General features: G+C 64.1%; 18 protein-coding genes. 13 read left to right on the plus strand and 5 right to left on the minus strand.

Annotation, left to right across the window (positions count from 1 at the left end; genetic code table 11):
- The first annotated feature begins 100 nt into the window (after positions 1-100).
- From Q3C01_RS14535 to Q3C01_RS14545, 3 genes are all read left to right on the plus strand, one after another.
- The gene (locus Q3C01_RS14535; RefSeq protein ID WP_458146008.1) at positions 101-1,141 is read left to right on the plus strand and encodes an MBL fold metallo-hydrolase; all 1,041 of its coding nucleotides are present in this window, start codon (positions 101-103) and stop codon (positions 1,139-1,141) included.
- Between the two features lie 102 nt (positions 1,142-1,243).
- Positions 1,244-1,405 carry a hypothetical protein gene (locus Q3C01_RS14540; RefSeq protein ID WP_458146009.1) on the plus strand — a complete coding sequence of 54 codons (162 nt, stop codon included), beginning with the start codon at positions 1,244-1,246 and terminating at the stop codon, positions 1,403-1,405.
- Between the two features lie 178 nt (positions 1,406-1,583).
- Positions 1,584-2,792, plus strand: a complete 1,209-nt coding sequence (locus tag Q3C01_RS14545; protein WP_458146010.1) for an MFS transporter — start codon at positions 1,584-1,586, stop codon at positions 2,790-2,792.
- A gap of 223 nt (positions 2,793-3,015) precedes the next feature.
- Here the strand turns inward: Q3C01_RS14545 and Q3C01_RS14550 are convergent, their stop codons facing one another.
- On the minus strand, positions 3,016-4,347 hold the full coding sequence (locus tag Q3C01_RS14550; protein WP_458146011.1) for an MFS transporter: 1,332 nt from the start codon (positions 4,345-4,347) through the stop codon (positions 3,016-3,018).
- 146 nt (positions 4,348-4,493) lie between these two features.
- Here Q3C01_RS14550 and Q3C01_RS14555 point away from each other — a divergent pair, with 146 nt between their 5' ends.
- The 4 genes from Q3C01_RS14555 to Q3C01_RS14570 are packed head-to-tail and all read left to right on the plus strand — an operon-like array spanning position 4,494 to position 9,100.
- On the plus strand, positions 4,494-5,147 hold the full coding sequence (locus Q3C01_RS14555; protein WP_458146012.1) for an ABC transporter ATP-binding protein: 654 nt from the start codon (positions 4,494-4,496) through the stop codon (positions 5,145-5,147).
- Positions 5,144-7,606, plus strand: a complete 2,463-nt coding sequence (locus tag Q3C01_RS14560) for an ABC transporter permease (RefSeq protein WP_458146013.1) — start codon at positions 5,144-5,146, stop codon at positions 7,604-7,606. The genes Q3C01_RS14555 and Q3C01_RS14560 overlap by 4 nt, the downstream gene beginning before the upstream one ends.
- Positions 7,596-8,678 (plus strand): lipocalin-like domain-containing protein, encoded by a 1,083-nt coding sequence (locus tag Q3C01_RS14565; protein ID WP_458146014.1) that lies wholly within the window; start codon positions 7,596-7,598, stop codon positions 8,676-8,678. Before Q3C01_RS14560 ends, Q3C01_RS14565 begins: the two co-directional genes overlap by 11 nt.
- A 29-nt stretch (positions 8,679-8,707) precedes the next feature.
- The gene (locus Q3C01_RS14570) at positions 8,708-9,100 is read left to right on the plus strand and encodes an MAPEG family protein (protein WP_458146015.1); all 393 of its coding nucleotides are present in this window, start codon (positions 8,708-8,710) and stop codon (positions 9,098-9,100) included.
- A 79-nt stretch (positions 9,101-9,179) separates the two neighbouring features.
- On the opposite strand, the gene Q3C01_RS14575 is transcribed toward Q3C01_RS14570, so the two are convergent.
- From Q3C01_RS14575 to Q3C01_RS14585, 3 genes are all read right to left on the minus strand, one after another.
- Positions 9,180-10,385 carry an ABC transporter substrate-binding protein gene (locus Q3C01_RS14575; RefSeq protein WP_458146016.1) on the minus strand — a complete coding sequence of 402 codons (1,206 nt, stop codon included), beginning with the start codon at positions 10,383-10,385 and terminating at the stop codon, positions 9,180-9,182.
- Between the two features lie 310 nt (positions 10,386-10,695).
- Positions 10,696-13,851 (minus strand): efflux RND transporter permease subunit, encoded by a 3,156-nt coding sequence (locus Q3C01_RS14580; protein WP_458146017.1) that lies wholly within the window; start codon positions 13,849-13,851, stop codon positions 10,696-10,698.
- Positions 13,848-15,047 carry an efflux RND transporter periplasmic adaptor subunit gene (locus Q3C01_RS14585; protein WP_479684011.1) on the minus strand — a complete coding sequence of 400 codons (1,200 nt, stop codon included), beginning with the start codon at positions 15,045-15,047 and terminating at the stop codon, positions 13,848-13,850. Before Q3C01_RS14585 ends, Q3C01_RS14580 begins: the two co-directional genes overlap by 4 nt.
- A gap of 465 nt (positions 15,048-15,512) precedes the next feature.
- On the opposite strand from Q3C01_RS14585, the gene Q3C01_RS14590 reads away from it, so the two are divergent.
- Both Q3C01_RS14590 and Q3C01_RS14595 read left to right on the plus strand, forming a co-directional pair.
- On the plus strand, positions 15,513-16,667 hold the full coding sequence (locus tag Q3C01_RS14590) for an iron-containing alcohol dehydrogenase (RefSeq protein WP_458146018.1): 1,155 nt from the start codon (positions 15,513-15,515) through the stop codon (positions 16,665-16,667).
- Positions 16,668-16,685: 18 nt separating this feature from the next.
- Positions 16,686-18,236, plus strand: coding sequence for an AMP-binding protein (locus Q3C01_RS14595; RefSeq protein WP_458146019.1), 1,551 nt, complete (start codon positions 16,686-16,688; stop codon positions 18,234-18,236).
- An 86-nt stretch (positions 18,237-18,322) separates the two neighbouring features.
- Here Q3C01_RS14595 and Q3C01_RS14600 read toward each other — a convergent pair whose 3' ends face one another.
- Positions 18,323-19,099: an SDR family oxidoreductase gene (locus Q3C01_RS14600; RefSeq protein WP_458146020.1), complete on the minus strand. Its 777-nt coding sequence runs from the start codon at positions 19,097-19,099 to the stop codon at positions 18,323-18,325.
- A 68-nt stretch (positions 19,100-19,167) separates the two neighbouring features.
- Here Q3C01_RS14600 and kce point away from each other — a divergent pair, with 68 nt between their 5' ends.
- The 4 genes from kce (at position 19,168) to Q3C01_RS14620 (ending at position 23,171) form a co-directional block, all read left to right on the plus strand.
- Positions 19,168-20,106 carry a 3,5-dioxohexanoate:acetyl-CoA acetone transferase gene (gene kce, locus Q3C01_RS14605; RefSeq protein WP_458146021.1) on the plus strand — a complete coding sequence of 313 codons (939 nt, stop codon included), beginning with the start codon at positions 19,168-19,170 and terminating at the stop codon, positions 20,104-20,106.
- A 99-nt stretch (positions 20,107-20,205) separates the two neighbouring features.
- Positions 20,206-20,394 carry a hypothetical protein gene (locus Q3C01_RS14610; RefSeq protein ID WP_458146022.1) on the plus strand — a complete coding sequence of 63 codons (189 nt, stop codon included), beginning with the start codon at positions 20,206-20,208 and terminating at the stop codon, positions 20,392-20,394.
- Between the two features lie 188 nt (positions 20,395-20,582).
- The gene (locus Q3C01_RS14615; RefSeq protein WP_458146023.1) at positions 20,583-22,181 is read left to right on the plus strand and encodes an ABC transporter substrate-binding protein; all 1,599 of its coding nucleotides are present in this window, start codon (positions 20,583-20,585) and stop codon (positions 22,179-22,181) included.
- 42 nt (positions 22,182-22,223) lie between these two features.
- Positions 22,224-23,171, plus strand: coding sequence for an ABC transporter permease (locus Q3C01_RS14620; RefSeq protein ID WP_458146024.1), 948 nt, complete (start codon positions 22,224-22,226; stop codon positions 23,169-23,171).
- Positions 23,172-23,173 lie beyond the last annotated feature (2 nt).

The following is a 23,173-nucleotide window of genomic DNA, read 5'->3' on the forward strand; positions in this document are numbered from 1 at the left end:
CAACAATAATCTTCTAAATTTACCTCACCACGCAGTAAAATACTTCTCTTTTAGCTCACCTCCGTAGTATGATTTTGGATCATCCGACGCGGGGTCCGCCATGATCTTTCGCCAAATGTTCGACAGCGTTTCGGGGACCTACAGCTATCTGCTGGCCAGCCGCGCCGGCGGCGAGGCGCTGATTCTCGATCCCGTGCTGGAGAAGGTCGATCGCTACTGCCAATTGCTGCGCGAACTCGACCTCAAGCTGGTTAAGGCCGTCGACACCCACCTGCATGCCGACCACGTCACCGGGCTCGGTGAGCTGCGCGACCGTACCCACTGCATGACCATCATGGGCGACCAGAGCAAGGCCGACGTCGTGGCGATGCGGGTCTCCGACGGCGACAAGGTGACGATCGAGGGCATGTCGCTCGACGTGATGTACACGCCCGGCCACACCGATGACTCCTATTCTTATCTCATGGGCGACCGCGTCTTCACCGGCGACACGCTGCTCATCCGCGGCACCGGCCGCACCGACTTCCAGAACGGTTCTTCGCGCGCACAGTACGAGTCGATCTTCAATCGCCTGTTGAAGTTGCCGGAGGAGACACTGGTCTTCCCCGCACACGACTACAAGGGCGACACGGTCTCCACCATCGGCGAGGAGAAGCGCTACAATCCCCGCCTTCAGGTGCGCTCGGTCGACGAATATATCGAGCTGATGGCCAATCTGAAGCTACCCAATCCGAAGATGATGGATGTGGCGGTGCCGGCCAACATGCATGTCGGCCTGCATCAGGAGGAATTGGAGAAGGAGGGCCGCGCGCTGAGCGCTGTCGACGCGATGCGCGCCCTTGGCCGGCCGGATATCCTGCTGGTCGATCTGCGCGAGAGCAATGAGCGCGCCAAGCACGGCATGCTCGAGGGCGCGCTGCATGCGCCCTATCCGTCGATCGAGGAGAGCATGAAGCCTGGCGGCATGCTGCGCGAGGTGGCGGCCGCCACGGGCCGCCGCGTCCTGTTCTTCTGCGCCTTCGGCGAGCGCTCGGCGATGGCGGTGGCCGCCGCGAAGAAGGCCGGGCTCGCCAACACCGCGCATATCGCCGGCGGCATCGACGCCTGGAAGAAGGCGGGGGGGCCAGTGGTACGGGTGTGATTGCATTCGCACCCTGCTTGCGCCTCGCCCGTTGAGAGAGGTCAAGAAAATCAGTCCCAATCCGGCTAACATGCACTGACGCATCACCATCCGGAGAAGGTCATGGCCAAGGCCGGCAACAAGTACCCGCCGCCGAAGAAGGCGGACGACACCAAGAAAAAGCCGCAGCCGCCGGCCGACACCGACGGCGACTACGACTACGAAGACGGCGACATCGCCACGCCCAAACGCGACCCCTACGGCACGGATGACGAGCCGTTGTGAGGGGATTGGGCTGCCCGTGTCTTGATGGCACGCTCCCTCCGCCGGCGTCCTGGCTTTCGCCTGGACGACTGGGGGAACGCATTGTGCCCGCACTACCTGCCATGCGCGGGCGTTCATGGACAAATAACCGCCTCGCCCGATAGTTTGCGGGCCTCTTCGGAAGTGAAACGGAACTGCGATGGCCGATGTTCTCGCCGCACCGCAACAGGGGAAGGCCGACAGCGCGCTGCGCACGCTGACGGGGATCTCGATCGCACATTGGGTCAGTCATTTCCACCTGCTGGTCCTGCCGATGCTATTTCCGTTCCTCAAAACCCAGCTCGGCGTCGGCTATATCGAGCTTGGCTTTGCGCTGACCGTGTCTGCGGTTGTGTCCGGCCTGACCCAGGCGCCGACCGGCTATCTCGTCGACCATTTTGGTGCGCGAAAGATTCTGCTGATCGGGCTGGTGATCGGCGGGCTATCGCTGGTGCTGCTCGGCCTGCACTTGAGCTACGCCTCGCTGATCACTTGCGCGGTGCTGCTCGGGCTTGCCAACAGCGTCTATCATCCTGCCGATTACGCGATCCTCGCCGAGCACATGGACGAGGCGCGGATGGGCCGCGCCTTCTCGGTTCACACCTTTGCCGGCTATCTCGGCGGCGCGGTGGCACCGGCGATCGTCGCCGCGCTCGTCACGGTCTCGGGCGGCGTCGGCGCGCTGATCGCATCGGGCGCGATCGGCGTGCTCTGCGCGCTGCTGCTGATCGTGATGAACATTCCCGACGCCGGCGCGCACAGGAAGAAGCCGGGAAACGAAGCCGCACCCAAACAGGCGGTCATCACGCCGGCACTGATCATGCTGACCCTGCTATTCATGCTGCTCAGCCTGTCGGTTGCCGGCATCAACAATTTCGGCGTGGTGGCGCTGATGAGTGGCTATGCCGCGTCCTACTCCGCCGCCAACGTCGCGCTGACGGCATTTTTGGGAGCAAGCGCCGTCGGCGTGCTCGCGGGTGGCTTTCTCGCCGACCGCACCGAACGCCACGGCCAGCTCGCCGCAGCCTGCTTTGCCGCGAACGCTGCGATCGTGCTTTTGATTGCGCTCGTCGCACTGCCTGGCCTGGTGTTAACGGCTGCGATGACACTCGCCGGCTTCCTTTCCGGCGTGATCGCGCCTTCGCGCGACATGCTGGTGCGCAATGCGGCACCTGCGGGCGCTGCGGGGCGCGCCTTCGGCATCGTCTCCACCGGCTTCAACCTCGGCGGCATCATCAGCCCGCTGCTGTTCGGCTGGATCATGGACCAGAACGCGCCGCACTGGGTGTTCGGTGCGTCGGTGGTGTTCATGGTGGCCACGGTGTTCTTGTCACTGCTGACCGAGCGGCGGGAGCAGGCGGGCCGATAACTCAATGCAGATTGGCCAGCGGCACATCAACATTCTCAGTGTCGTCCCCGGGCGCGCGCAGCGCGAGCCCGGGACCCATAACCACAGAATTGAGTTTGGCGAAGATCGGTAACTACGATCTCGCGCCACAACCACTCGCGACGAGCGCAAGCGCTCGCGCGGGGCTCCCGGACCTGCGCTGCGCTTGTCCGGGACGACAGCTCAAATCTTGGGTTCGAACCAACTACGTCGGCGACACCACGCCCTTCAACGCGCCGGCTTGCGTGCCGGCCCCACGCGTCAGCCGCGCCTTTTCCGTGTTCGGCCACAGCAGCAGCAGGCCGAGCACGCCGGAGCCGATCATGACCCCCGCGTTGATGGTGAAGCCGGTCAGGTAGCCGTCGACCATTGAGCCGGCGCGCTGGATCACGCTGCCCATTACCGCCGGGGCGATGATGCCGGCGAGCGTGTAAAGCGCGCCGTAGATCGCGATGACAGCACCGCGCTGCGAAGCAGGAGTGAACTCGCTGAGCATCGGCGGGCAGACCACGTAGATCGCCCCGCACAGGCCCGAGCCGACCACGAGCAGCGCGATCTGCAGGCCAGCGCCCTGCACATGCGACATCGTTGCCAGGATCAGGCCACCGAGCACCAGCGGCACCGAGCCGAGAACGCCGCGCGCGACGCGCGTGGTCGCACCGCGCGCCATCATCACCTGCGAGATCCACCCAGTGATGATAACCACGGTGGCGCCGACCACCCAGGGAAGGATGGATATCCAGCCCGCGTCCGACTGCGAGAAGCCGAGCCCCTTGACGATGAAGGACGTGAACCAGGTAAGCCCGAGCGACAGCGCCCAATAGGCGCCGAAGGTCGCCGCAACGCAGCCAATGAAGGTGCGCGAGGTGAGAAGGTGGAGATAGGGTATCTTCGGCTCGGTAGCCGCCAGGAGCTGCGTGTCCTCCAGCGGGCCCTCCTTGCCAAGCGCGAGCCAGGCCGCGACCCAGATCAGGCCGACGACGCCGAGCGCACCGAAGGCGTAGTGCCAGGAGTGGTTGACGATGATCCAGTTCAACGCCGGCACTGCGAGGATGACGCCGAACGCCGAGCCCTGCGTCAGGACCGCGGTCGGCAGTGTGCGCTTCTCGTCAGGGAACCACTTGTAGAGGGAGTGCATCGCCACAGAAGCCGCAGGCCCTTCGCCGGCGCCGAGCACGACGCGGCAGATCAGCAGCGTGGTGAAGCTGACGGTCCCGACCATCGGAAATTGCGCCAGTGCCCAGATCACCGCGAGCGTCAGCAGCACCCAGCGCGTGGGCACCTTGTTGACGATGAAGCCGACCACGATGGCCGAGATCGAGAACAGGACGAAGAAGGAAGAGCCGAGCAGGCCGAACTGCTCCGGCTCGAGCTTCAGGTCGGTCATGATCGGCACGCCAGCGAGACCTACGACAATCTTGTCGGCGAAATTCACCACCATGAGGAGAAACAGGAGAAAGGTGACGGTCCAGGCGCCCTTCGGCGTTTCCATAGCTGTCGTGCTGCCCGCCGTCTTGGACGTTCCCTGAGCGCTCATATTTCTCCCCGTCTCGCCGTTTTTCGGCACTTTTGATTTGGCCGTCTTGCGAGCTAACAACGGCTTGAACGGCAACGCAACCCCGGCATTTCCGCATCAACTGTGCTACGCAACATCCCAGTTAATTCCGTGCGGCGCCATTCATCGTGCTCAACATCAAGAACCTGTCCAAAAGCTTCTCCTCGGCCGGCGAGCCGGTCCATGTGTTGCGCGGCGTCGATCTCGACGTGCGCCCCGGCGAGCGCGTCGCGCTGACCGGCGAATCCGGCAGCGGCAAGAGCACACTGCTGCACCTGATCGCGGGGCTGGATGGCGCCGACGGCGGCACGATCATGCTCGAAAGCACCGATGTGACGGCGCTGCCGGATGCAGGGCGGGCAGCGCTGCGGCGCGACCGGCTCGGGCTCGTCTTCCAGCAGTTCAACCTGATCCCGAGCCTGTCGGTCGAGGACAATCTCGCCTTCCAGGCGCGGATCGCCGGCCGACACGATGGTGCCTGGCACGGTGAGCTGATCGAGCGGCTCGGCCTCGGCAAGCTGTTGAGACGCTACCCCGAGCAGCTCTCCGGCGGCCAGCAGCAGCGGGTCGCCATCGGCCGCGCGCTCGCGATCAAGCCGTCACTGCTGCTCGCGGACGAGCCGACCGGCAATCTCGATGAAGTGACCGCCGACGACGTGCTCGCCCTGACGCGGGATCTCGTGGCGCGCACAGGCTGCGGCTTTCTGATGGTGACCCACAGCCTGCATCTGGCCGGCACGCTCGACCGCCACGTCACGCTGCATGCGGGGCGGATCACATGAGACACGCGCTCTGGATCCTGGCGGTGCTGCTCAGCCATTGGCGGCGACATCCGATGCAGCTTGCGACGCTCCTGATCGGCCTGATCGCGGCGACCGCGTTGTGGAGCGGCGTGCAGGCCATCAACCAGCAGGCGCGCAACGCCTATGACCGCGCGGCGGCGACCTTTGGCGGCGTGCGCACGCCGATGCTGGTTGCCCCTGATACCGCGACGTTCTCGCAGGACCTGTTCGTTGCGCTTAGCCGCGCCGGTTGGCCGGTCTCGCCGGTCGTGGAGGGTCGCGTCCAGATCAACGGACACTCGTTCCGCCTGCTCGGCATCGAGCCGGTGACACTGCCGGCCGAAGTCGGCAACGCGCCGCGGCTCGGCGCGTCCGATTTGCGCGCCTTCGTCGCCCCACCCGGCCAGACGCTGGTGGCGCCAGAGACGCTCGCCGATCTCGACGCGATGGAGGGCGCGGCGCCACTGATCAGCAGCGGCGCAAAGCTGCCGCCCCTGCACGCCCAGCAGCAGCTCGTGCCCGACGTCCTGGTCGTCAATATCGGCGTCGCGCAGCGGCTGCTCGGCAAGCAAGGTCAGCTCTCGCGACTTCTGATCGGCAAGGCCAGAGGCACACCGGCACCACTCGCGAGCGTCGTCGGTGACAGATTGCAGCTGATCGAGCCGAGCGCGGAGACCGAGCTCGAACGCCTCACCGACAGCTTTCATCTCAACCTCACCGCCTTTGGCCTGTTGTCGTTCTTCGTCGGGCTCTTCATCGTCAATTCGGCCGTCGGCCTCGCGTTCGAGCAGCGGCTGCCGATGCTGCGCACGCTGCGGGCCTGCGGAGCCTCGGCACGGATGCTCAACACCGTGCTGGTCATCGAGCTGGTGGTGCTGGCGTTAGCGGCAGGGCTCGTCGGACTCGCCTGCGGCTATGTCATTGCGGCGGCACTGCTCCCGGACGTCGCAGCCTCGCTGCGCGGGCTCTATGGCGCGCAGATCCCGGGCCAGCTATCGCTGCGCGGCGAATGGTGGCTCGCCGGCGTCGGCATCAGCATCATCGGCGCGCTGATCGCGGCAGCAACGAGCCTGATCAAGGCGATGCGTCTGCCATTGCTCGCGACCGCGCAGCCGCAGGCCTGGCAGCAGGCGCAGCGGCGCTGGCTGATCCTGCAAGGCGCAGCGGCCCTCGCCGTGTTTGCGGTCGCGCTGCTGTTGTTGCGCTATGGCGATTCGCTGATCGCCGGCTTCGGCGTGCTTGCCGCGCTGATGCTCGGCGCGGCCCTGATCCTTCCCGCGCTGCTCGAGATCATCCTGCTCGTCGGCCAGCGCCGGGCGAAGGGGCCGCTTGCGCTGTGGTTCTGGGCCGACAGCCGGCAGCAGCTCTCAGGCCTGTCGCTGGCGCTGATGGCGCTGCTGCTTGCGCTTGCCGTCAATGTCGGCGTCTCCACCATGGTGGAGACCTTCAGCCGCACCTTCATTACCTGGCTGAACGGGCGGCTCGCCGCCGACGTCTACATCAGCGCGCCCGACAATGCGAAGGCGGTCGCGATCCGGAGCTGGCTGCGCGAACGCAGCGAGGTGCAGGCCGTCCTGAGCGGCGGGCGTGCGGAGACGCAACTCGAGGGACAGCCCGTGGAGCTGCTCGGCCTGCCCGACCACGCGCTCTATCGCGAGCGCTGGCCGCTGCTCGAAGCCGCGCCACGCGCCTGGGCGCAGCTTGTGCCGGGTGATGCCGCCTTCGTCAGCGAGCAATTGAGCCGGCGGTTGAAGCTGCGCGTCGGCGACGTCATCGAGATTCCCGCGCCGGGCGGCAGCTGGGTGCTCGATATCGCCGGCATCTATGCCGATTACGGCAACCCCAAGGGACAGATCGCCGTAAACGTCGCGGCGTTGATCCGGCACTTTCCGCAAACGCCGCAGACGCGGATCGGACTCATCGTTCCCCGCGACAAGATTCCCGGCCTGATCGCGGCGCTGCAGAAGCAGTTTGCCCTTGACGACCGCAGCGTCGCCGACCAGGCAACGGTGAAGGCGGAATCGATCCGCATCTTCAACCGCACTTTTGCGGTGACCGGAGCGCTGAACGCCTTCACTCTCGGCGTCGCCGGGATCGCGCTTCTGACCAGCCTGCTGACACTTGCCAACTCCCGCCTGCCGCAGCTTGCGCCGCTCTGGGCGATCGGCCTCACGCGATCGCGCCTTGCCGCGATCGAACTGACCAAGACGCTCGCGGTTGCGCTGTTCACGGCGCTGCTGGCGTTGCCGCTGGGACTCATCGTGGCCTGGTGCCTGATCGCGATCGTCAACGTGAAAGCGTTCGGCTGGCGCCTGCCGTTCCACGTGTTTCCGCTGCAACTGGTGGAGCTGGTCGCAGTGGCACTGGTCGCTTCGCTGCTCGCCGCATTGTTGCCGGTGGCGCGGCTCGCGCGGATGCAGCCGGCAAATCTCGTGAAGGTGTTCGCCAATGAGCGCTGACCAAGTATCGCGGCGCGCATTTGCCGGCGGCCTCGCCGCGCTGGCGCTGTCGCGCCGCGCGGTGGCGCAAGGTTACGCGGGCCTCGGCGAGACCGCGGACGGCTTTGCACAGGTGGTGCCTGGAAAAGTGTTTTCCTTCCCCGCCGACCACGGGCCGCATCCGGACTTCCGCATCGAGTGGTGGTACCTCACGGCTAATCTGGTCGACGCCAGTGGCGCGGCTTGCGGCCTGCAATGGACGCTGTTTCGCCAGGCCACCGAGGCCGGGCCGCAGCGCGAGGGCTGGGCCAATCAGCAGCTCTGGATGGGACATGCCGCGGTGACCCGCGCCGACACCCACCGCTTCAACGAGCTGTTCGCCCGCGGCGGCGTCGGGCAAGCAGGCGTGGACACAAAGCCTTTCGCGGCCTGGATCGACGACTGGGAGATGAAGGGCGCCGAAGGCACCGATGATCGCATGCTGTCGCCGCTCGCGTTGAAGGCGTCGGGCATCGATTTCAGCTACGCGCTGACGCTTCAGGCGGATCGTCCGGTGGTGCTGCAAGGCGACGGCGGTTTCAGCCGCAAGTCCGAGCGCGGCCAAGCGTCATATTATTACAGCCAGCCTTTTTTCCGTGCGCGTGGCAGCCTCGTCATCAACGACAAGGCGATCGATGTGTCGGGGCAGGCCTGGATGGACCGCGAATGGAGCAGCCAGCCTCTTGCCTCCGACCAGACCGGCTGGGACTGGCTGTCGCTGCACCTCTCATCGGGCGACAAGCTGATGCTGTACCGACTGCGGCAGAAGGACGGCAAGGACGATCCGTTCGGCAACTGGATCTCGCCCGACCGCCGCACGCAGCAGATCTTTGCCGCCGACATCCAGATGACGCCGAAAGGATGGGCCGAGGTTGCGGGGCGCAAACTGCCGGTGGAATGGCAGATCACGATTCCCTCGCGATCTCTGGCGATCATCTGCACGCCGCTCAACCCGGCGGCCTGGATGGGAACTGGCTTTTCCTATTGGGAGGGTCCGATCAGCTTCTCCGGCAGCCATGACGGCGTTGGCTATCTCGAACTGACAGGCTATTGAGCGGCCGGCGACTTCAAGAGGACCTAGCGATGTATCATCTCACGGCGCTCGTCACGCTGCTGGCCGTGGCGTTCTGCTTCTTCACAGGCGTCAATGTCGCACGGTCACGCGCCAAGACTGGCGTCAAGGTGCCGGCGATGTCGGGCCATCCCGATTTCGAGCGCGCCTTCCGCATCCAGATGAACACGCTGGAATGGATGCCGATCTTCCTGCCGTCGCTCTGGCTGTTCGCGATCTACATCAGTGATGAGATTGCGGCCGCAATCGGCGCGGTCTGGATCATCGGCCGCATCGTCTATTTCATCGGCTATTCGAAAGAAGCCGCCAAGCGCGGCCCAGGGTTTGGCATCCAGGCATTCGCCAGCATCGCGCTGTGGGTCGGCGCGCTCCTCGCGGTGCTGTGGCGAGTGGTGCATTCCTGAACGCAACGCCGTGATTTTCTGAAGCCACCCCGTCATTCCGGGGCGGTCCGCAGGACCGAACCCGGAATGACGCTGCGCGTCACTTCGTCAGCGGGCAGCCGCTTTCCTTGACGGTGAAGAACGCTTTGTCGCCGGGGACGGTGGCGAGCAGCTTGTAGTAGTCGAAGGGCCGCTTCGATTCCGACGGCTTCTTGACCTCGAACAGGTACATGTCGTGGACCATGCGGCCGTTCTCGAGAACCTTGCCGCCCTGCGCGAAATCGTCGTTGACCGGGAGCTCCTTCAGCTTCTTGGCAACCGCGTCCGGATCCTTGGTGCCGGCGGCCTTGACCGCCTTCAGGTAGCTCAGCGTCGCCGAATAGGTGCCGGCGTGGATCATGCTCGGCATCCGCCCGGTGCGCTTGAAGAAGCGTTCGCCGAGGTCGCGCGTCTTGTCGTTGAGATCCCAGTAATAGCCCTCGGTGAGCACGAGGCCTTGCGCGGCCTGCAAGCCGAGGCCGTTCACTTCCGCAAGCGTCATCAGGAGGCCCGCGAGCTTCTGGCCGCCGGTGACGATGCCGAACTCGGCGGCCTGCTTGATCGAGTTGGTGGTGTCGAGCCCTGCATTGGCAAGGCCGACGATCTTGGCCTTGGAGCTCTGCGCCTGGAGCAGGAAGGAGGAGAAGTCCGATGAGTTGAGGGGCACGCGGACCGAGCCGACCACCTTGCCGCCATTGGCGGTGACGATCTCGCTGGTGTCCTTTTCCAGCGCATAGCCGAAGGCATAGTCGGCGGTGAGGAAGAACCAGGTGTCACCGCCGGCTTTGGTCAGCGCGCCGCCGGTGCCGACCGCGAGCGCGCGGGTGTCATAGGCCCAGTGGAAGCCATAGGGCTGGCAGGCATCACCGGTGAGGCGCGATGTCGCAGCCCCCACGACGATGTCGATCTTCTTCTTTTCCTTGGAAAGCTCGTGGATCGCAAGTGCGACCGAAGAGGTCGTCAGCTCCGTGATCATGTCGACGTTCTCGACGTCGTACCAGCGCCGCGCAATGGAGGTGGCGAGATCCGGCTTGTTCTGGTGATCGGCGGTAACGAGCTCGATCTTGTGTCCCAGCACCTCGCCGCCAAAATCCTCGATCGCCATTTTTGCGGCTTCGACCGACCATTTGCCGCCGTAGTCGGCGTAGACGCCGGACTGGTCGTTGAGGATGCCGATCTTGACGCCTTGATTGGCGTTTTGCGCTGAGGCCGGCACCGCCAGCAACAGGGCGGACGTAGCCACAGCCACCAAATATGCTGATTTCATATTTTAGCTCCCAGCAGTTTTCTGTTCTGAAATCGCGCGGATACTAGTGAAGAACCCCGGCAATGCCCATCCATTTCGCCTCAGCCGTTAGTATGGGCGGGCTCCCCAATCTGCACTCGTCGTCCCGGACAAGCGAAGCGGAGCGCGATCCGGGCCCCATAACCACAGGGAGACGTTTGGTGAAGACTCGCAACCACCATCTCGCGCCACAACTACTAGCTGTTGTTATGGGTCCCGCCCCCCGTGCGCAATTGCGCACTCGCCGGGACGACACTGAGGTTGTGGATGCGGCGGTGACCACAATGACGCATCAAGTCGCAGCCGCCGGCTTCTTCCCGCGCCCGTCCGCCAGGTTGCGCACGATCATGTAGAATATCGGCGTGAAGACCAGGCCGAACAGCGTGACGCCGAGCATGCCGAAGAACACGGCGACGCCGACGGCCTGCCGCATCTCCGAGCCTGACCCGGTCGAGACCACGAGCGGCAGCACGCCGAGGATGAAGGCGAAGGACGTCATCAGGATCGGCCGCAGGCGCAGGCGACAGGCCTCGATCACGGCTTCCAGCCGCGGCTTGCCCTCGAGCTCGATGTCGCGGGCGAACTCGACGATCAGGATGGCGTTTTTCGCGGCCAGTCCGACCAGCACCACGAAGCCGATTTGCGTGAGGATGTTGACGTCCTGGCCCATTATGCGCACGCCGATGGTGGCAGCGAGCAGGCACATCGGCACGATCAGGATCACCGAGAACGGCAAGGTCCAGCTGCCATATTGTGCGGCTAGCACGAGATAGACGAACAGCACGCAGATCGGAAAGACGTAGAGGCCGGCATTGCCGCCGGTGACTTGCTGATAGGACAGGTCCGTCCATTCGAAAGTGAAGCCGCTCGGCAAGGTCTCGTCCGCGAGCTTCTTGATGGTGTTGAGTGCGGTCGTCGAGCTGGTGCCCGGCGCCGGTTCGCCCTGCAATTCGGACGCCGCATAAAGATTGTAGCGCGCGACGCGGTCGGGGCCGGAGACATTCTTGAAGTCGACCACGCTGCCAAGCATCACCATGTCGCCGGACGCATTGCGCGTGCGCAGCCGTGCGAGATCGCTGGGCTCTTTTCGGAACGGCAAATCGGCCTGGGCGGTGACGTGATAGGTACGGCCGAACAGGTTGAAGTCGTTGACATAGGTCGATCCGAAATAGGTCTGGATCGTGTCGTTGATATTAGAGATGGGAACGCCGAGCTTCTGCGCCTTGGTGCGGTCGATGTCGACGAAGAGCTGCGGCGTGTTGGCCGTGAACGGCGAGAACACCGAGGTGAGATTGGGTGATTTGCGCGCAGCGGCGACCAGCTCGTCAGTGGCCGCCGCGAGCATTTCCGGTCCGCGGCCCTGCCGGTCCTGGACGCGGATGGTGAAGCCGCCGCCGGTGCCGATGCCGGGTACGGCCGGCGGCGGAATGACGATGATGAAGGCGCCTTCGATCTTCGAGAGGCGCTTGCGCAGCTCGGCGGTGATGACGCCAGCCGTAAGCCCCTTCTTCAGGCGCACCTCCGGCTCGGCGAATACCGGAAACAGCGCGGCGGCGTTGCCCTGCTGCGTACGCGTGGCGCCGGAGAAGCCGGCGAAGACGGCGACGCGGATGATGCCCGGCGTATCGAGTGCGATGCCCTCGATCTCGTGCACGATCTCGGTGGTGCGCGCCAGCGACGCCGCGCCCGGCAATTGCGCCGAGATGATGACGTAGCCGCGATCCTGCGCCGGAATGAAGCCCTGCGGCGTGGTAAAGATCAGCCATCCGGCGCTGCCGATCAGCGCGACGTAGACCAGCAACATCACCACCGAATGCCGGATGACGAAATTGGCGATACCGGCATAGCCGTGTGACAGACGGTCGAACACGCGGTTAAAGACGCCGGTGAAGGCTCCCCAGCCGCGTGCAATGACATTCCAGCGCGCCGGCGGCCGCTTCTCTTCATGCGGAGTAAGGATCAGCGAGGCCAGCGCCGGCGACAGTGTCAGCGAGCAGAAGCAGGAGATCGCGGTCGCCACCGCAATGGTAACGGCGAATTGCTGGAAGAACTGCCCGGAGATGCCTCCCAGGAACGCCGTCGGCACGAACACGGCGCACAGCACTAGCGCGATCGAGACCAGCGCGCCGCCGACCTCCTCCATGGTCTTCAGCGCGGCATCACGTCGGCTGAGGCCATGCTCGAGGTGCCGCTCGACATTCTCGACCACCACGATGGCGTCGTCGACCACGATGCCGACGGCGAGCACGAGACCGAACAGCGTGAGGTTATTGATGGAGAAGCCGAGCGCCGCCATCACCGCAAAGGTGCCGACCAGCGAGACCGGGATGGCGATGATCGGAATGATCGCCGGCCGCCAGCCTTGCAGGAAGACCAGCACCACGATGACCACCAGCAGCATGGCCTCGTAGATGGTCTTGATCAGCTCGTGGACAGATTGGGCGATGAACTCGGTCGGGTTGTAGCCGATATTGTAGTCGAGCCCTTTCGGGAAGCTCTGCTTGAGCTTCACCATGGTGTCGGAAATGTTCTTCGCGGTCGCCAGCGCGTTGGATCCTGGCCGCTGCGTCACCAACATGCCGACGGCCGATTTGCGCAGCAGGAAGCTATTGGTGGAGTAGGACAGCGCGCCGAGCTCGATGCGGGCGACGTCGCGCAGGCGCACGGTTCGGCCGTCGGAACCGGCCTTGATCAGGATGTCCTCGAACTGCTTCGGATCCTTCAGGCGTCCGGTGAAGGTGAGGTTCGGCTGGAAGGCTCGGTCCGCGATCGGCGGTTCCGCGATCTGGCCGCCGGCGATCTGCACGTTCTGCGACCGGATCGCCGCCAGCACTTCGGTCGAGGTTAGGCCGAGATTGGCGATCCGGTCGGGATCGAGCCAGAGCCGCATCGAATAATCGCGCGCGCCAAAGATCGTGATGTCGCCGACGCCGTCGAGACGCAAGAGCTGATCGCGGACCTGGAGCAGCGCATAGTTGGAGATGTAGAGCTGGTCAAAGCTGTCGTCGGGCGACAGCATGAACACGACCATCAGGATGTCGGGCGAGTTCTTGCGTGTGGTCACGCCTTGCTGCTGCACTTCCGCCGGAAGGCGCGGCTGCGCTATCGCGACGCGGTTCTGCACCAGCACCTGGGCCTTGTCGAGGTCGGTGCCAAGCTTGAAGGTGACGGTGATGGTGAGCTGGCCGTTCGAGGTCGCCTGGCTGTAGAGATACAGCATGTCCTCGACGCCATTGATCTCCTGCTCGATCGGAGCAGCGACCGTGTCGGAGACGGTTTGCGCGGAGGCGCCGGGATATTGCGTTGTCACCACCACGGTCGGGGGCACCACTTGCGGATATTCGGAGACCGGCAGCGTGGTGTAGGCGAGCGCGCCGACGATCAGAAGCACGATCGACAGCACCATCGCCAGGATGGGCTGGTTGATGGAGAGGCGGCCGAGATTCATGACTTGCCACCCGCCTGCGCTTGCGCTTGATGCGGATTAACCTTGGCGCCGACGCGGGCGCGCTGAATGCCGTCGACGATCACGCGATCATCGGCCTTGAGCCCTTCGCGGATCACGCGCAGTCCCTCGTCGAGCGGACCTAGCGTCACGGGGCGCGCCTCGACGGTATCGTCCGGCTTGACCACGAAGACGATCTTGCGGGACTGATCGGTCGCGACCGCGGCATCCGGAATCAAAAGCGCCTCATACGGCGCGCTGCCGATCAGCCGGACGCGGCCGAACTGGCCCGGGAGGATGGAAAGGTCAGTGTTCTTGATGACGGCGCGGCTGCGCAGCGTGCCGGTGGAGACGTCGAGGCGGTTGTCGAGGAAATTGATGGTGCCGTCATGCGACGGCTTGGTCTCGCCGGCGAGCGTCACCTGCACCGGGTTCGGCGTATCACGCGAGCTCGGGCGCTTTCCTTCGAACCACAGCTTGCTGTATTTGATGAAGCTCGTCTCATCCATGTCGAAATAGACGTAGATGGGATCCAGCGTCACGATCGAGGTGAGCAGCGTCGAGGAGCCGGCGTCACTGCCTTGCACCAGATTGCCGGGGCTGACGAGATGGCGGCTGACGCGGCCGGTGATCGGCGCCACCACATGGGTGAATTCGATATTGAGCTTGGCGGCCTTGAGCGAGCCTTCCGCCTGCGTCTCGGCGGCGTGCGCGGCCTGGAGGGCCTGGCGGCGCTGATCGACGACCTGCTCGGAGACCGCGCTGGTCTGGACCAGATTGAGGCCGCGGTCGAGCTCGCGCTTGGCCAGCTCGACTTTTGCGCGCGCGTCCGCGAGCTGACCGTCCGCCTGTTCCGCCACCGCCTCGAACGGGCGCGGGTCGATGACGTAGAGCAGATCGCCCTGGTGCACGATGGCACCGTCCTGGAATTCGACCGAATTGACGTAGCCACCGACGCGCGGACGCACCTGCACCTCTTCGACCGCATCGAAGCGGCCGGTGTATTCATCCCAATCAGTGACCGTGCGCTTGACCGGCTGGGCGACGGTGACGGAAGGCGCCGGCGGAGCTGCCGCCTGCGAGGCAGGCCTGTCACAGCCCGCGAGGAGGCCGGTAACCATCAGCGCCAGAACTGCGAGGAACGGATGCAGCGCGGATTGCCGTCGGACTAGACGCTGCCTCGGGTTCGGCTTGCTCATGTCTTGCCCCTTCCTTCGTGGCTGCGGCAAACAGGGTAGTCCCTTACCCGCAGGCGGCACAAGATGGGTTTCAATGATGAACTCTTCAAGACGGAAGACGGCGCAATCTGAGGCGGAACGCCTAACCGGATGGTGGGTTGCGCGGAGATAGTCGGTTGTGCAACCGGCGATTAGGTAGCTGAATGCGAATAGTCTTATTCGCCGGGCTCGTGAATGCGAGGCGGTTGCTTCGCCTCTCCCCGCCTGCGGGAGAGGCCGATCGCATCGCAAGATGCGATCGGGTGAGGGGGAGCCTCCGCGAGCCAAACTGCCATTGTGAATGTGGAAACACCCCTCACCCTCCCCTCTCCCCGCGAAGAGCAGGGAGAGGGGAAGAGAGAGACAGCGTCTTCGCGCATGACGGGCGCCGGCAGCTCGGCTAGATTAGTCGAACAAAAACAAGACGAATTGTCCGGGAGGACAGGCGTGCATCAAGGGCGTGTCGTTTTCGGCGCGATCGAGGAGGTCGTGTTCGGCCATCCGGCCGCGTGCGCCATTCTGGCGCAGATGGATCGGCTGAAGGCGGATCGTGCCTTCCTGATGGTGTCCGGCACGCTCAACCGGCAGACCGACGAAATCCAGAAAATCAAGCAGGCACTGGGCGCGCGTTGTGCCGGCCTGTTCGACGCCATGCCGGCGCATACGCCGCGCGAGGCGGTGATCGCGGCCGCCAACGCGGCGCGAGAGGTGAAGGCTGACTTGATCGTCACCGTCGGCGGCGGCTCGATCACCGACGGCGCCAAGGCGGTACAGCTCTGCCTTGCCAACGACATCGACAGCACCGATGGCATCGAACGCATCCGCGTCCACAAGGGCGTCGCACCCGAGATGAACGCACCATTGGTGCGGCAGGTCAGCGTGCCCACCACGATCGCCGGCGGCGAGTTCAGCGCCATCGCGGGGGTCACCGACCGCAGCACCCATGTGAAGCAGATGCTCCGCCATCCGCTGATGGTGCCGCGCGCAACGATCCTCGATCCCGCCATCACCGTGCATACGCCGGAATGGCTGTTCCTCTCGACCGGCATCCGTGCCGTCGACCATTGCGTCGAGGCGATCTGCTCGCGCGAGACGCACCCTTATGCCGACGCGCAATCCGTGAAGGGGCTTGCGATGCTCGCCGATGCGCTGCCGCGGGTGAAGGCCAACCCCAGAGATCTCGACGCGCGGATGGACGCGCAGCTCGGCACCTGGCTGTCGATGGGCGCGCTCGCCGCCGGCGTTCCCATGGGCGCGAGCCACGGCATCGGTTACGTGCTGGGCGCGGCCTTCGACGTGCCGCATGGCTACACCTCCTGCATCATGCTGCCGGCAGTGATGCGCTGGAACGAGTGTGAAAATGCCGATCGCCAGATGATCGTCGCGGCGGCGATGGGCTTCCCGGGCCAGAATGCCGCCGACGTGCTGGATGCCTTCATCCGCTCGCTGGGCATGCCACGCAGCCTCGCTGAGATGCGCGTGTCGCCCGAGCATTTCGCCGGCATCGCCGAGCAGGCGATGCGTACGCCCTGGGTGCCGCGCAACCCACGGCGGATCGACGGCCCCGCACAGGTGCGCGAAATCCTGCTTCTCGCCGCTTAACGCAACCTCGGAGGATCGATGTACACAGGTACGCATGCCCGTCTGCGCCCGCTGCAGCCCGCCTTCATCATGGCCGGCACGGGCGAGACCGTCACCTATCGCGAGCTCGATGTGCGCAGCAACCGGCTGGCGCATCTGTTTCGCAAGCACGGCTTGAAGCGGCTCGATCACTATTCGATCTTCATGGAGAACAATTCGCGCTATCTCGAAGCTTGCAGCGCGGGCGAGCGGTCGGGACTTTACTTTACTTGCGTCAACTCGTTTCTCACGCCGAGCGAGCTCGCCTACATTCTCACCAACAGCCAGTCGCGTATCCTGATCACCTCGGTGGCCAAGCTCGACATCGCGCGCGAGGCGCTGAAAGAATGTCCAAAGATCGAGCTCTGCGTCGTCGCCGATGGCCCGGGTGAGAGCGACCGTATCGTCGGGCTTGAGCAGGCGACGGCAAGCCTGCCGAAGACGCCGATCGCCGACGAATGGCTGGGCACGGCGATGCTCTATTCGTCGGGCACGACGGGACGGCCGAAGGGCATCTTGCGGCCGCTTCCGGAGGAGCCGCCGCGGCAGAATATGCCACTATTCGATTTCCTCACGAAACTTTGGCACTACCGCGAGGGTATGGTCTATCTGTCGCCGGCGCCGCTCTATCATTCGGCGCCGCAGGCCGCGGTCAATCTGACGATCCGCATGGGCGGCACCGTGATCATCATGGAGAGCTTTGATCCCGAGCGTTACCTCGAGCTGGTCGAGAAATGGGGCATCACCCACACCCAGCTCGTGCCAACGATGTTCTCGCGCCTGTTGAAGCTGCCGGCGGAGGTGCGAAACCGCTATGACCTGTCCTCGCTCGAGATTGCGATCCATGCCGCGGCGCCCTGCCCGGCGCTGGTGAAGGAGGACATCATCAAATGGTGGGGCCCGATCATCCACGAATATTACGGCGCGACCGAGGGTCTCGGCTTCACCGCCTGCAACACCGAGGAGTGGCTCGCCCATCGCGGCACCGTCGGCAAGGTGCTCTTCGGCGACCTGCATATTCTCGACGAGAACATGAAGGAGTGCCCGACCGGCACCGCGGGCACGGTGTGGTTCAAGACGGCCTCGGCGTTTCAATATTTCAACGATCCCGAGAAGACAAAGGAAGCGCGCTCGGCCGATGGCAGCATGAGCACGGTCGGCGACGTTGGCTATGTCGACGCGGACCGCTTCCTCTATCTCACCGACCGCGCCACCTTCATGATCATCTCGGGCGGGGTGAACATCTATCCGCAGGAATGCGAGAATCTGCTGATCACCCATCCGAATGTCGCGGACGCCGCGGTGTTCGGCGTGCCCAACGCCGATCTCGGCGAAGAGGTGAAGGCCGTGGTGCAACCGATGCCGGGCGTGGTGCCGGGGCCGGCGCTCGCCGAAGAGCTGATCACGTTTTGCGCCAAATCGCTGTCGCGACAAAAGGTGCCACGCTCGGTCGACTTCGAAAAGGAATTGCCGCGCCTGCCGACCGGAAAACTTTACAAGCGCCTGCTGCGGGATCGCTATTGGGGTAACAAGACGTCGCGGATTGTATGAGGGGAAACCACAAACTCGGTGTCGCCCGGACAAGCGAGCGTAGCGAGCGCTGATCCGGGACGACGACTGAATTTGTTGATGCTATCTCACCCCAGCATCTGCGTATCACCGCATATCGAGATAGTCTGGCCGGAAATGGTGCGGCCGCGCGGGCTTGCCATGAACAGGATCTGGTCGGCGATCTGGTCGGGCGTCACGTAGTCCTTGATCGAGGTATAGGAGAACGCGATGCGCTCCATCTCGGCGTAGGAGATGCCGCGCTGCTGCGCCTTCGCTTCCAGCACGCGGCGCTGGCGATCGCCGGCGACGAGACCGGGCAAAATGGCGTTGACGCGGATCTTGTCGGGGCCGAGCTCGATCGCCAGCGACTTGGTCAGGCCGATGACGCCCCACTTCGCCGCCGCGTAAGGGGTGCGCATGGCGAAGCCGACCTTGCCGGCGGCGGACGAGATGTTGACGATCGAGGCGTTCCTGCTCTCGCGGAGCAGCGGCACCGCGAGTCGCGTGCAGTTGAACTGGCCGGTAAGGCAGACCTCGACGCAGCGGTCCCAGTCCTCCGGGTTCATCTCCTCGACCTTCGCCGTCGGGCCGGCGATGCCCGCATTGTTGACGAGCACATCCAGGCCGCCGAGCGCGCGGACCGTCTCATCGAACATCGTCTTCACGGCGCGCCGGTCGGAGACATCGCACTGCGAGCGCGTAATGGCGGGATCGCCGTTCGCAAGCGCGGCAAGCGCCATCTCGTCGACATCGCAGACGTGCACCTTTGCGCCCTCGGCAAGGAAACGGCGAGCGATTGCAAGCCCTATGCCGGCCGCCCCCGCGGTCACCAATACGCGCAACCCCTTGATGTCGAGATCCATGATGGCTCCGATCGTGTCTTGATGCTAAGCGTGACGGTAGATCACAGCCGCCTCGGAGTTGCAAACCCATGGTTAGCAAAGTATCGGCCCGCAAAGTCATCATCACCTGCGCCGTCACCGGCGCGATCCACACGCCGTCGATGTCTCCTGCCCTGCCGGTGACGCCGCAAGAGATCGCGGATGCGGCGGTGGAAGCCGCGGAAGCGGGTGCGGCGATCGTGCATCTGCACGCGCGCAACCCCGAGACCGGCCAGCCGGATCAATCGCCGGAGGCCTTTGCGCAGTTCCTCAAGATCATCAAGCAGCGTTCCAACGCCGTGATCAACCTCACCACCGGTGGCTCGCCGACCATGACGGTGGACGAACGCGTGCGGCCCGCCGCGGTGTACAAGCCGGAAGTGGCTTCGCTGAACATGGGCTCTATGAATTTCGGCTTCTTCGGCATGCTCAACCGCTTCAAGACCTTCAAGCATGATTGGGAACGCAAGCATGTCGAGAACAAGGACATCGTGTTCCGCAACACCTTCCAGGACATCGAGTTCGTTCTGAAGACGCTGTCCGAGACCGGAACCCGCTTCGAGTTCGAATGCTACGACACCGCGCACCTTTATAATCTCCAGTATTTCCTCGATCAGGGTCTCGTGAAGCCGCCGCTGTTCGTGCAAACCGTGTTCGGCCTGCAGGGCGGGATCGGCCCGCATCCCGAGGACGTGCTGCATATGAAGCGCACCGCGGAGCGGCTGTTCGGCGACAAGTTCATCTGGTCGGTGCTGGGTGCCGGACGGCATCAGCTTCCGATTGCGGCGATGGCCGCCGCCATGGGCGGCAACATCCGCGTCGGCCTGGAAGACTCGCTCTGGGCTGCGCCCGGCCGCATGGCCTCCTCCAACGCCGAGCAGGTGCGCCTCGCCTGCAAGATCATCGAGGGCCTGGGCCTCGAAGTCGCCAGCTCCGACGAGGCACGCGAGATGCTGCATTTGAAGGGCGGCGACACGCTGCAGGTGTAGTCCGTCGCCTCTCTGGATTTTGATTTCGCCGGGATGGTGTCGCCCGTCGTCCTCGCGACCGCGGTCCTGTATGCTCAGCAGGCGTTGAGAGGAGCCTCCATGCTCGCCGCGTTTCTCTTCGTTGCCGGCCTTCTTGCCATCTTCATCCTGTGCGGGCGCTGCACTGCGAAATTTGCGGCGGAGAAGGGACGTTCGCGGGGTGTCTGGTTCGTCCTGGGCGCCCTGTTCTTTCCGCTGCCCTCGATCGTCCTGGCGCTGCTGCCGTCCCGCGCGCAGGCGCAACGCTAAACTCGATCTGGTTCCAACTGAAAAGGCGACATCAGCTTCTCTCACATTGTGAGAGAGGAACGTGCGGCTCTACGTCATCCGAATTGCCGAGGCCGCAATAGGCCTTGGCCGTTGCCTGCCCTCGCGCGCATGGCTATCGTCGCGATCAAACAGGCTGCACAAGGCCTTGAGGCTCGAGGGAGAGAAGCATGCGGAGCGTGAGGGCGCTCGCCGCAATGGCGGCGCTAGCGGTGCTGACGGTCTCAACCACCGCGTTCGCCGACGAGGGCAAGCAGGGCGGCATCTTGCGGATGTATCATCGCGACAGCCCCGCAAATGCTTCGATCCACGAGGGCGCGACCTATTCGGTCAACATTCCCTTCATGCCCGTCTTCAACAATCTCGTCATCTACAAGCAGGACGAACCACAGAACAGCATGGATGACATCGTCCCGGAGCTCGCGGAGAGCTGGGCATGGGGCGGCGACAACAAGACGCTGACCTTCAAGCTGCGCCAGGGCGTGAAATGGCACGACGGCAAGCCGTTCACTTCTGCCGACGTCAAATGCACCTTCGACATGCTGATGGGCAAGTCGCAGCAAAAGTTCCGGCAGAACCCGCGCAAGGCCTGGTACAACGAAGTCAATGACGTCACGACCAATGGCGATTTCGAGGTCTCGTTCAACTTGAAGCGGCCGCAGCCCTCGCTGCTGGCGCTGCTCGCCTCGGGCTATACGCCGGTTTACCCTTGCCACGTCTCGCCCGCCGAGATGCGCACGCATCCGATCGGCACCGGGCCGTTCAAGTTCGTCGAGTTCAAGGCCAACGAGTCGATCAAGCTAACCCGCAATCCCGACTACTGGAAGAAGGGAAGGCCCTATCTCGACGGCATCGAGTTCACCATCATCCCGAACCGCTCGACCGCAATCCTCGCTTTCGTTGCGGGCAGGTTCGACATGACCTTCCCGACGCACATCACGATTCCGCTGCTGAAGGACGTCAAGGCGCAGGCGCCGAATGCGGTCTGCGTGGTCGAGCCGGACAACGTCTCGACCAACATCATCGTCAACTCGACGGCGCCGCCGTTCGACAACATCGACATCCGTCACGCGATGGCACTGGCGCTCGACCGCAAAGCTTTTATCTCCATCCTGTTCGAGGGCCAGGCCGACGTCGGCGGCACCATGCTGCCGCCACCCCAGGGCCTTTGGGGCATGCCGAAGGACTTGCTGGAGAGCATTCCCGGCTATGGCCCAGACGTGAATGCCAACCGCGAGGAGGCGAAGAAGCTGATGCAGAAGGCGGGCTATGGCCCGAACAAGCATCTTGCGGTGAAGGTCTCGACGCGCAACCTCGCGGAATATCGCGATCCCGCAGTGATCCTGATCGATCAGCTCAAGAGCATCTATATCGACGGCGAGCTCGACGTGGTCGAGACCGCGAACTGGTTCCCGAAGGTCGCGCGCAAGGACTACATGCTCGGTCTCAACCTCACGGGCAACGCGGTCGACGATCCCGACCAGTCCTTCTACGAGAATTATTCCTGCGGATCGGAGCGCAACTACACCAACTATTGCAACAAGGAGATCGAGAAGCTGTTCGACGTGCAGTCGCAGGAGACCAATGTCGAGAAGCGCAAGAAGCTGGTGTGGGAGATCGACAAGAAGCTGCAGGAGGACGTCGCCCGCCCGATCATCTTTCATGCGCGCGCGGGCACCTGCTGGCAGCCCTACGTCAAGGGCGTGACGATCATGACCAACTCCTCCTATAATGGCTTTCGGTACGAGGATTTGTGGCTGGACAAGTAACGCGGCGGACGGGCAGCTGAGGGCTCGGCAGGAGGCGTTGGGATGTTTGCCTATCTGGTGCGCCGCCTGTTCCTGATGCTCGTGACCCTCTTTGGGATCTCGGTCGTCATCTTCTTCCTGCTGCGCATCGTGCCCGGCAACATCGTCGACATCCTCTTTGCCGCCGCCGGTTACGTCGATCCCGCCGACAAGGCCAATCTGGAAAAGGAGCTCGGCATCGACCAGCCGCTGGTGATGCAGTATCTGCACTGGATCGGCGGTTTTCTGCACGGCGATTTTGGCTACTCCTATGTCTCGGAGAAGCCGGCGCTCCAGGAGATCTTGCCGCGGATTCCGATCACCGCACGGCTTGCCGGGCTCGCATTGCTGTTCTCCGCCTCGATCGGCATTCCCTTGGGCGTCATCAGCGCGGTGAAGCAGGGAACAAAGCTCGACTATGCGTTGCGTGTCGTCAGTCTCAGCGGGCTGTCGCTGCCCTCGTTCTGGCTCGGGCTTTTGATCCTCACCGCGTCGGTCGCGATGTTCGGCCAGATGCCGATCTTCAATCCCAATCCTCAGACCTGGCTGGAGGCGTTTGCGACCTACGCGGTGCCGGCTGCCGCCGTCGGCTTCCGCAGCGCCGCGCTCACCATGCGCATCACGCGCTCCTCGATGCTGGAGGTGCTGCGGCAGGATTATATCCGCACCGCACGCGCCAAGGGCGCCTCCGACGCCGCGGTGAACTATCAGCATGCGCTGAAGAACGCGATTTTGCCGGTGATCACCGTGATCGGCATCGAGGCGGCATTCCTGATCGGCGGCCTCATCGTCACCGAGACCGTATTCAACATCCCTGGTGTCGCGCGCTTCCTGGTCGAGGCCATCCGCTGGCGCGATTATCCGATCGTGCAGAACCTCGTGATGTTCATCGCTATCGTCGTGGTGTTCGCGAACTTCACCGTCGACATGCTCTACGCCGTGTTCGACCCGCGCATCCGGTATACGGATTAGGA

The sequence above is a fragment of the Bradyrhizobium sp. UFLA05-109 genome (genome assembly GCF_054185165.1).

Excerpts from the sequence above, each read along its gene's own strand:
- Q3C01_RS14620 (WP_458146024.1), top strand. The coding sequence starts at position 22,224 with ATGTTTGCCTATCTGGTGCGCCGCCTGTTCCTGATGCTCGTGACCCTC.
- Q3C01_RS14615 (WP_458146023.1), top strand. The coding sequence starts at position 20,583 with ATGCGGAGCGTGAGGGCGCTCGCCGCAATGGCGGCGCTAGCGGTGCTG.
- Q3C01_RS14570 (WP_458146015.1), top strand. The coding sequence starts at position 8,708 with ATGTATCATCTCACGGCGCTCGTCACGCTGCTGGCCGTGGCGTTCTGC.
- Q3C01_RS14600 (WP_458146020.1), bottom strand. The coding sequence starts at position 19,099 with ATGGATCTCGACATCAAGGGGTTGCGCGTATTGGTGACCGCGGGGGCG.
- Q3C01_RS14585 (WP_479684011.1), bottom strand. The coding sequence starts at position 15,047 with ATGAGCAAGCCGAACCCGAGGCAGCGTCTAGTCCGACGGCAATCCGCG.
- Q3C01_RS14610 (WP_458146022.1), top strand. The coding sequence starts at position 20,206 with ATGCTCGCCGCGTTTCTCTTCGTTGCCGGCCTTCTTGCCATCTTCATC.
- Q3C01_RS14575 (WP_458146016.1), bottom strand. The coding sequence starts at position 10,385 with ATGAAATCAGCATATTTGGTGGCTGTGGCTACGTCCGCCCTGTTGCTG.
- Q3C01_RS14535 (WP_458146008.1), top strand. The coding sequence starts at position 101 with ATGATCTTTCGCCAAATGTTCGACAGCGTTTCGGGGACCTACAGCTAT.
- kce (WP_458146021.1), top strand. The coding sequence starts at position 19,168 with ATGGTTAGCAAAGTATCGGCCCGCAAAGTCATCATCACCTGCGCCGTC.
- Q3C01_RS14560 (WP_458146013.1), top strand. The coding sequence starts at position 5,144 with ATGAGACACGCGCTCTGGATCCTGGCGGTGCTGCTCAGCCATTGGCGG.
- Q3C01_RS14595 (WP_458146019.1), top strand. The coding sequence starts at position 16,686 with ATGTACACAGGTACGCATGCCCGTCTGCGCCCGCTGCAGCCCGCCTTC.
- Q3C01_RS14550 (WP_458146011.1), bottom strand. The coding sequence starts at position 4,347 with ATGAGCGCTCAGGGAACGTCCAAGACGGCGGGCAGCACGACAGCTATG.
- Q3C01_RS14540 (WP_458146009.1), top strand. The coding sequence starts at position 1,244 with ATGGCCAAGGCCGGCAACAAGTACCCGCCGCCGAAGAAGGCGGACGAC.
- Q3C01_RS14545 (WP_458146010.1), top strand. The coding sequence starts at position 1,584 with ATGGCCGATGTTCTCGCCGCACCGCAACAGGGGAAGGCCGACAGCGCG.
- Q3C01_RS14580 (WP_458146017.1), bottom strand. The coding sequence starts at position 13,851 with ATGAATCTCGGCCGCCTCTCCATCAACCAGCCCATCCTGGCGATGGTG.
- Q3C01_RS14565 (WP_458146014.1), top strand. The coding sequence starts at position 7,596 with ATGAGCGCTGACCAAGTATCGCGGCGCGCATTTGCCGGCGGCCTCGCC.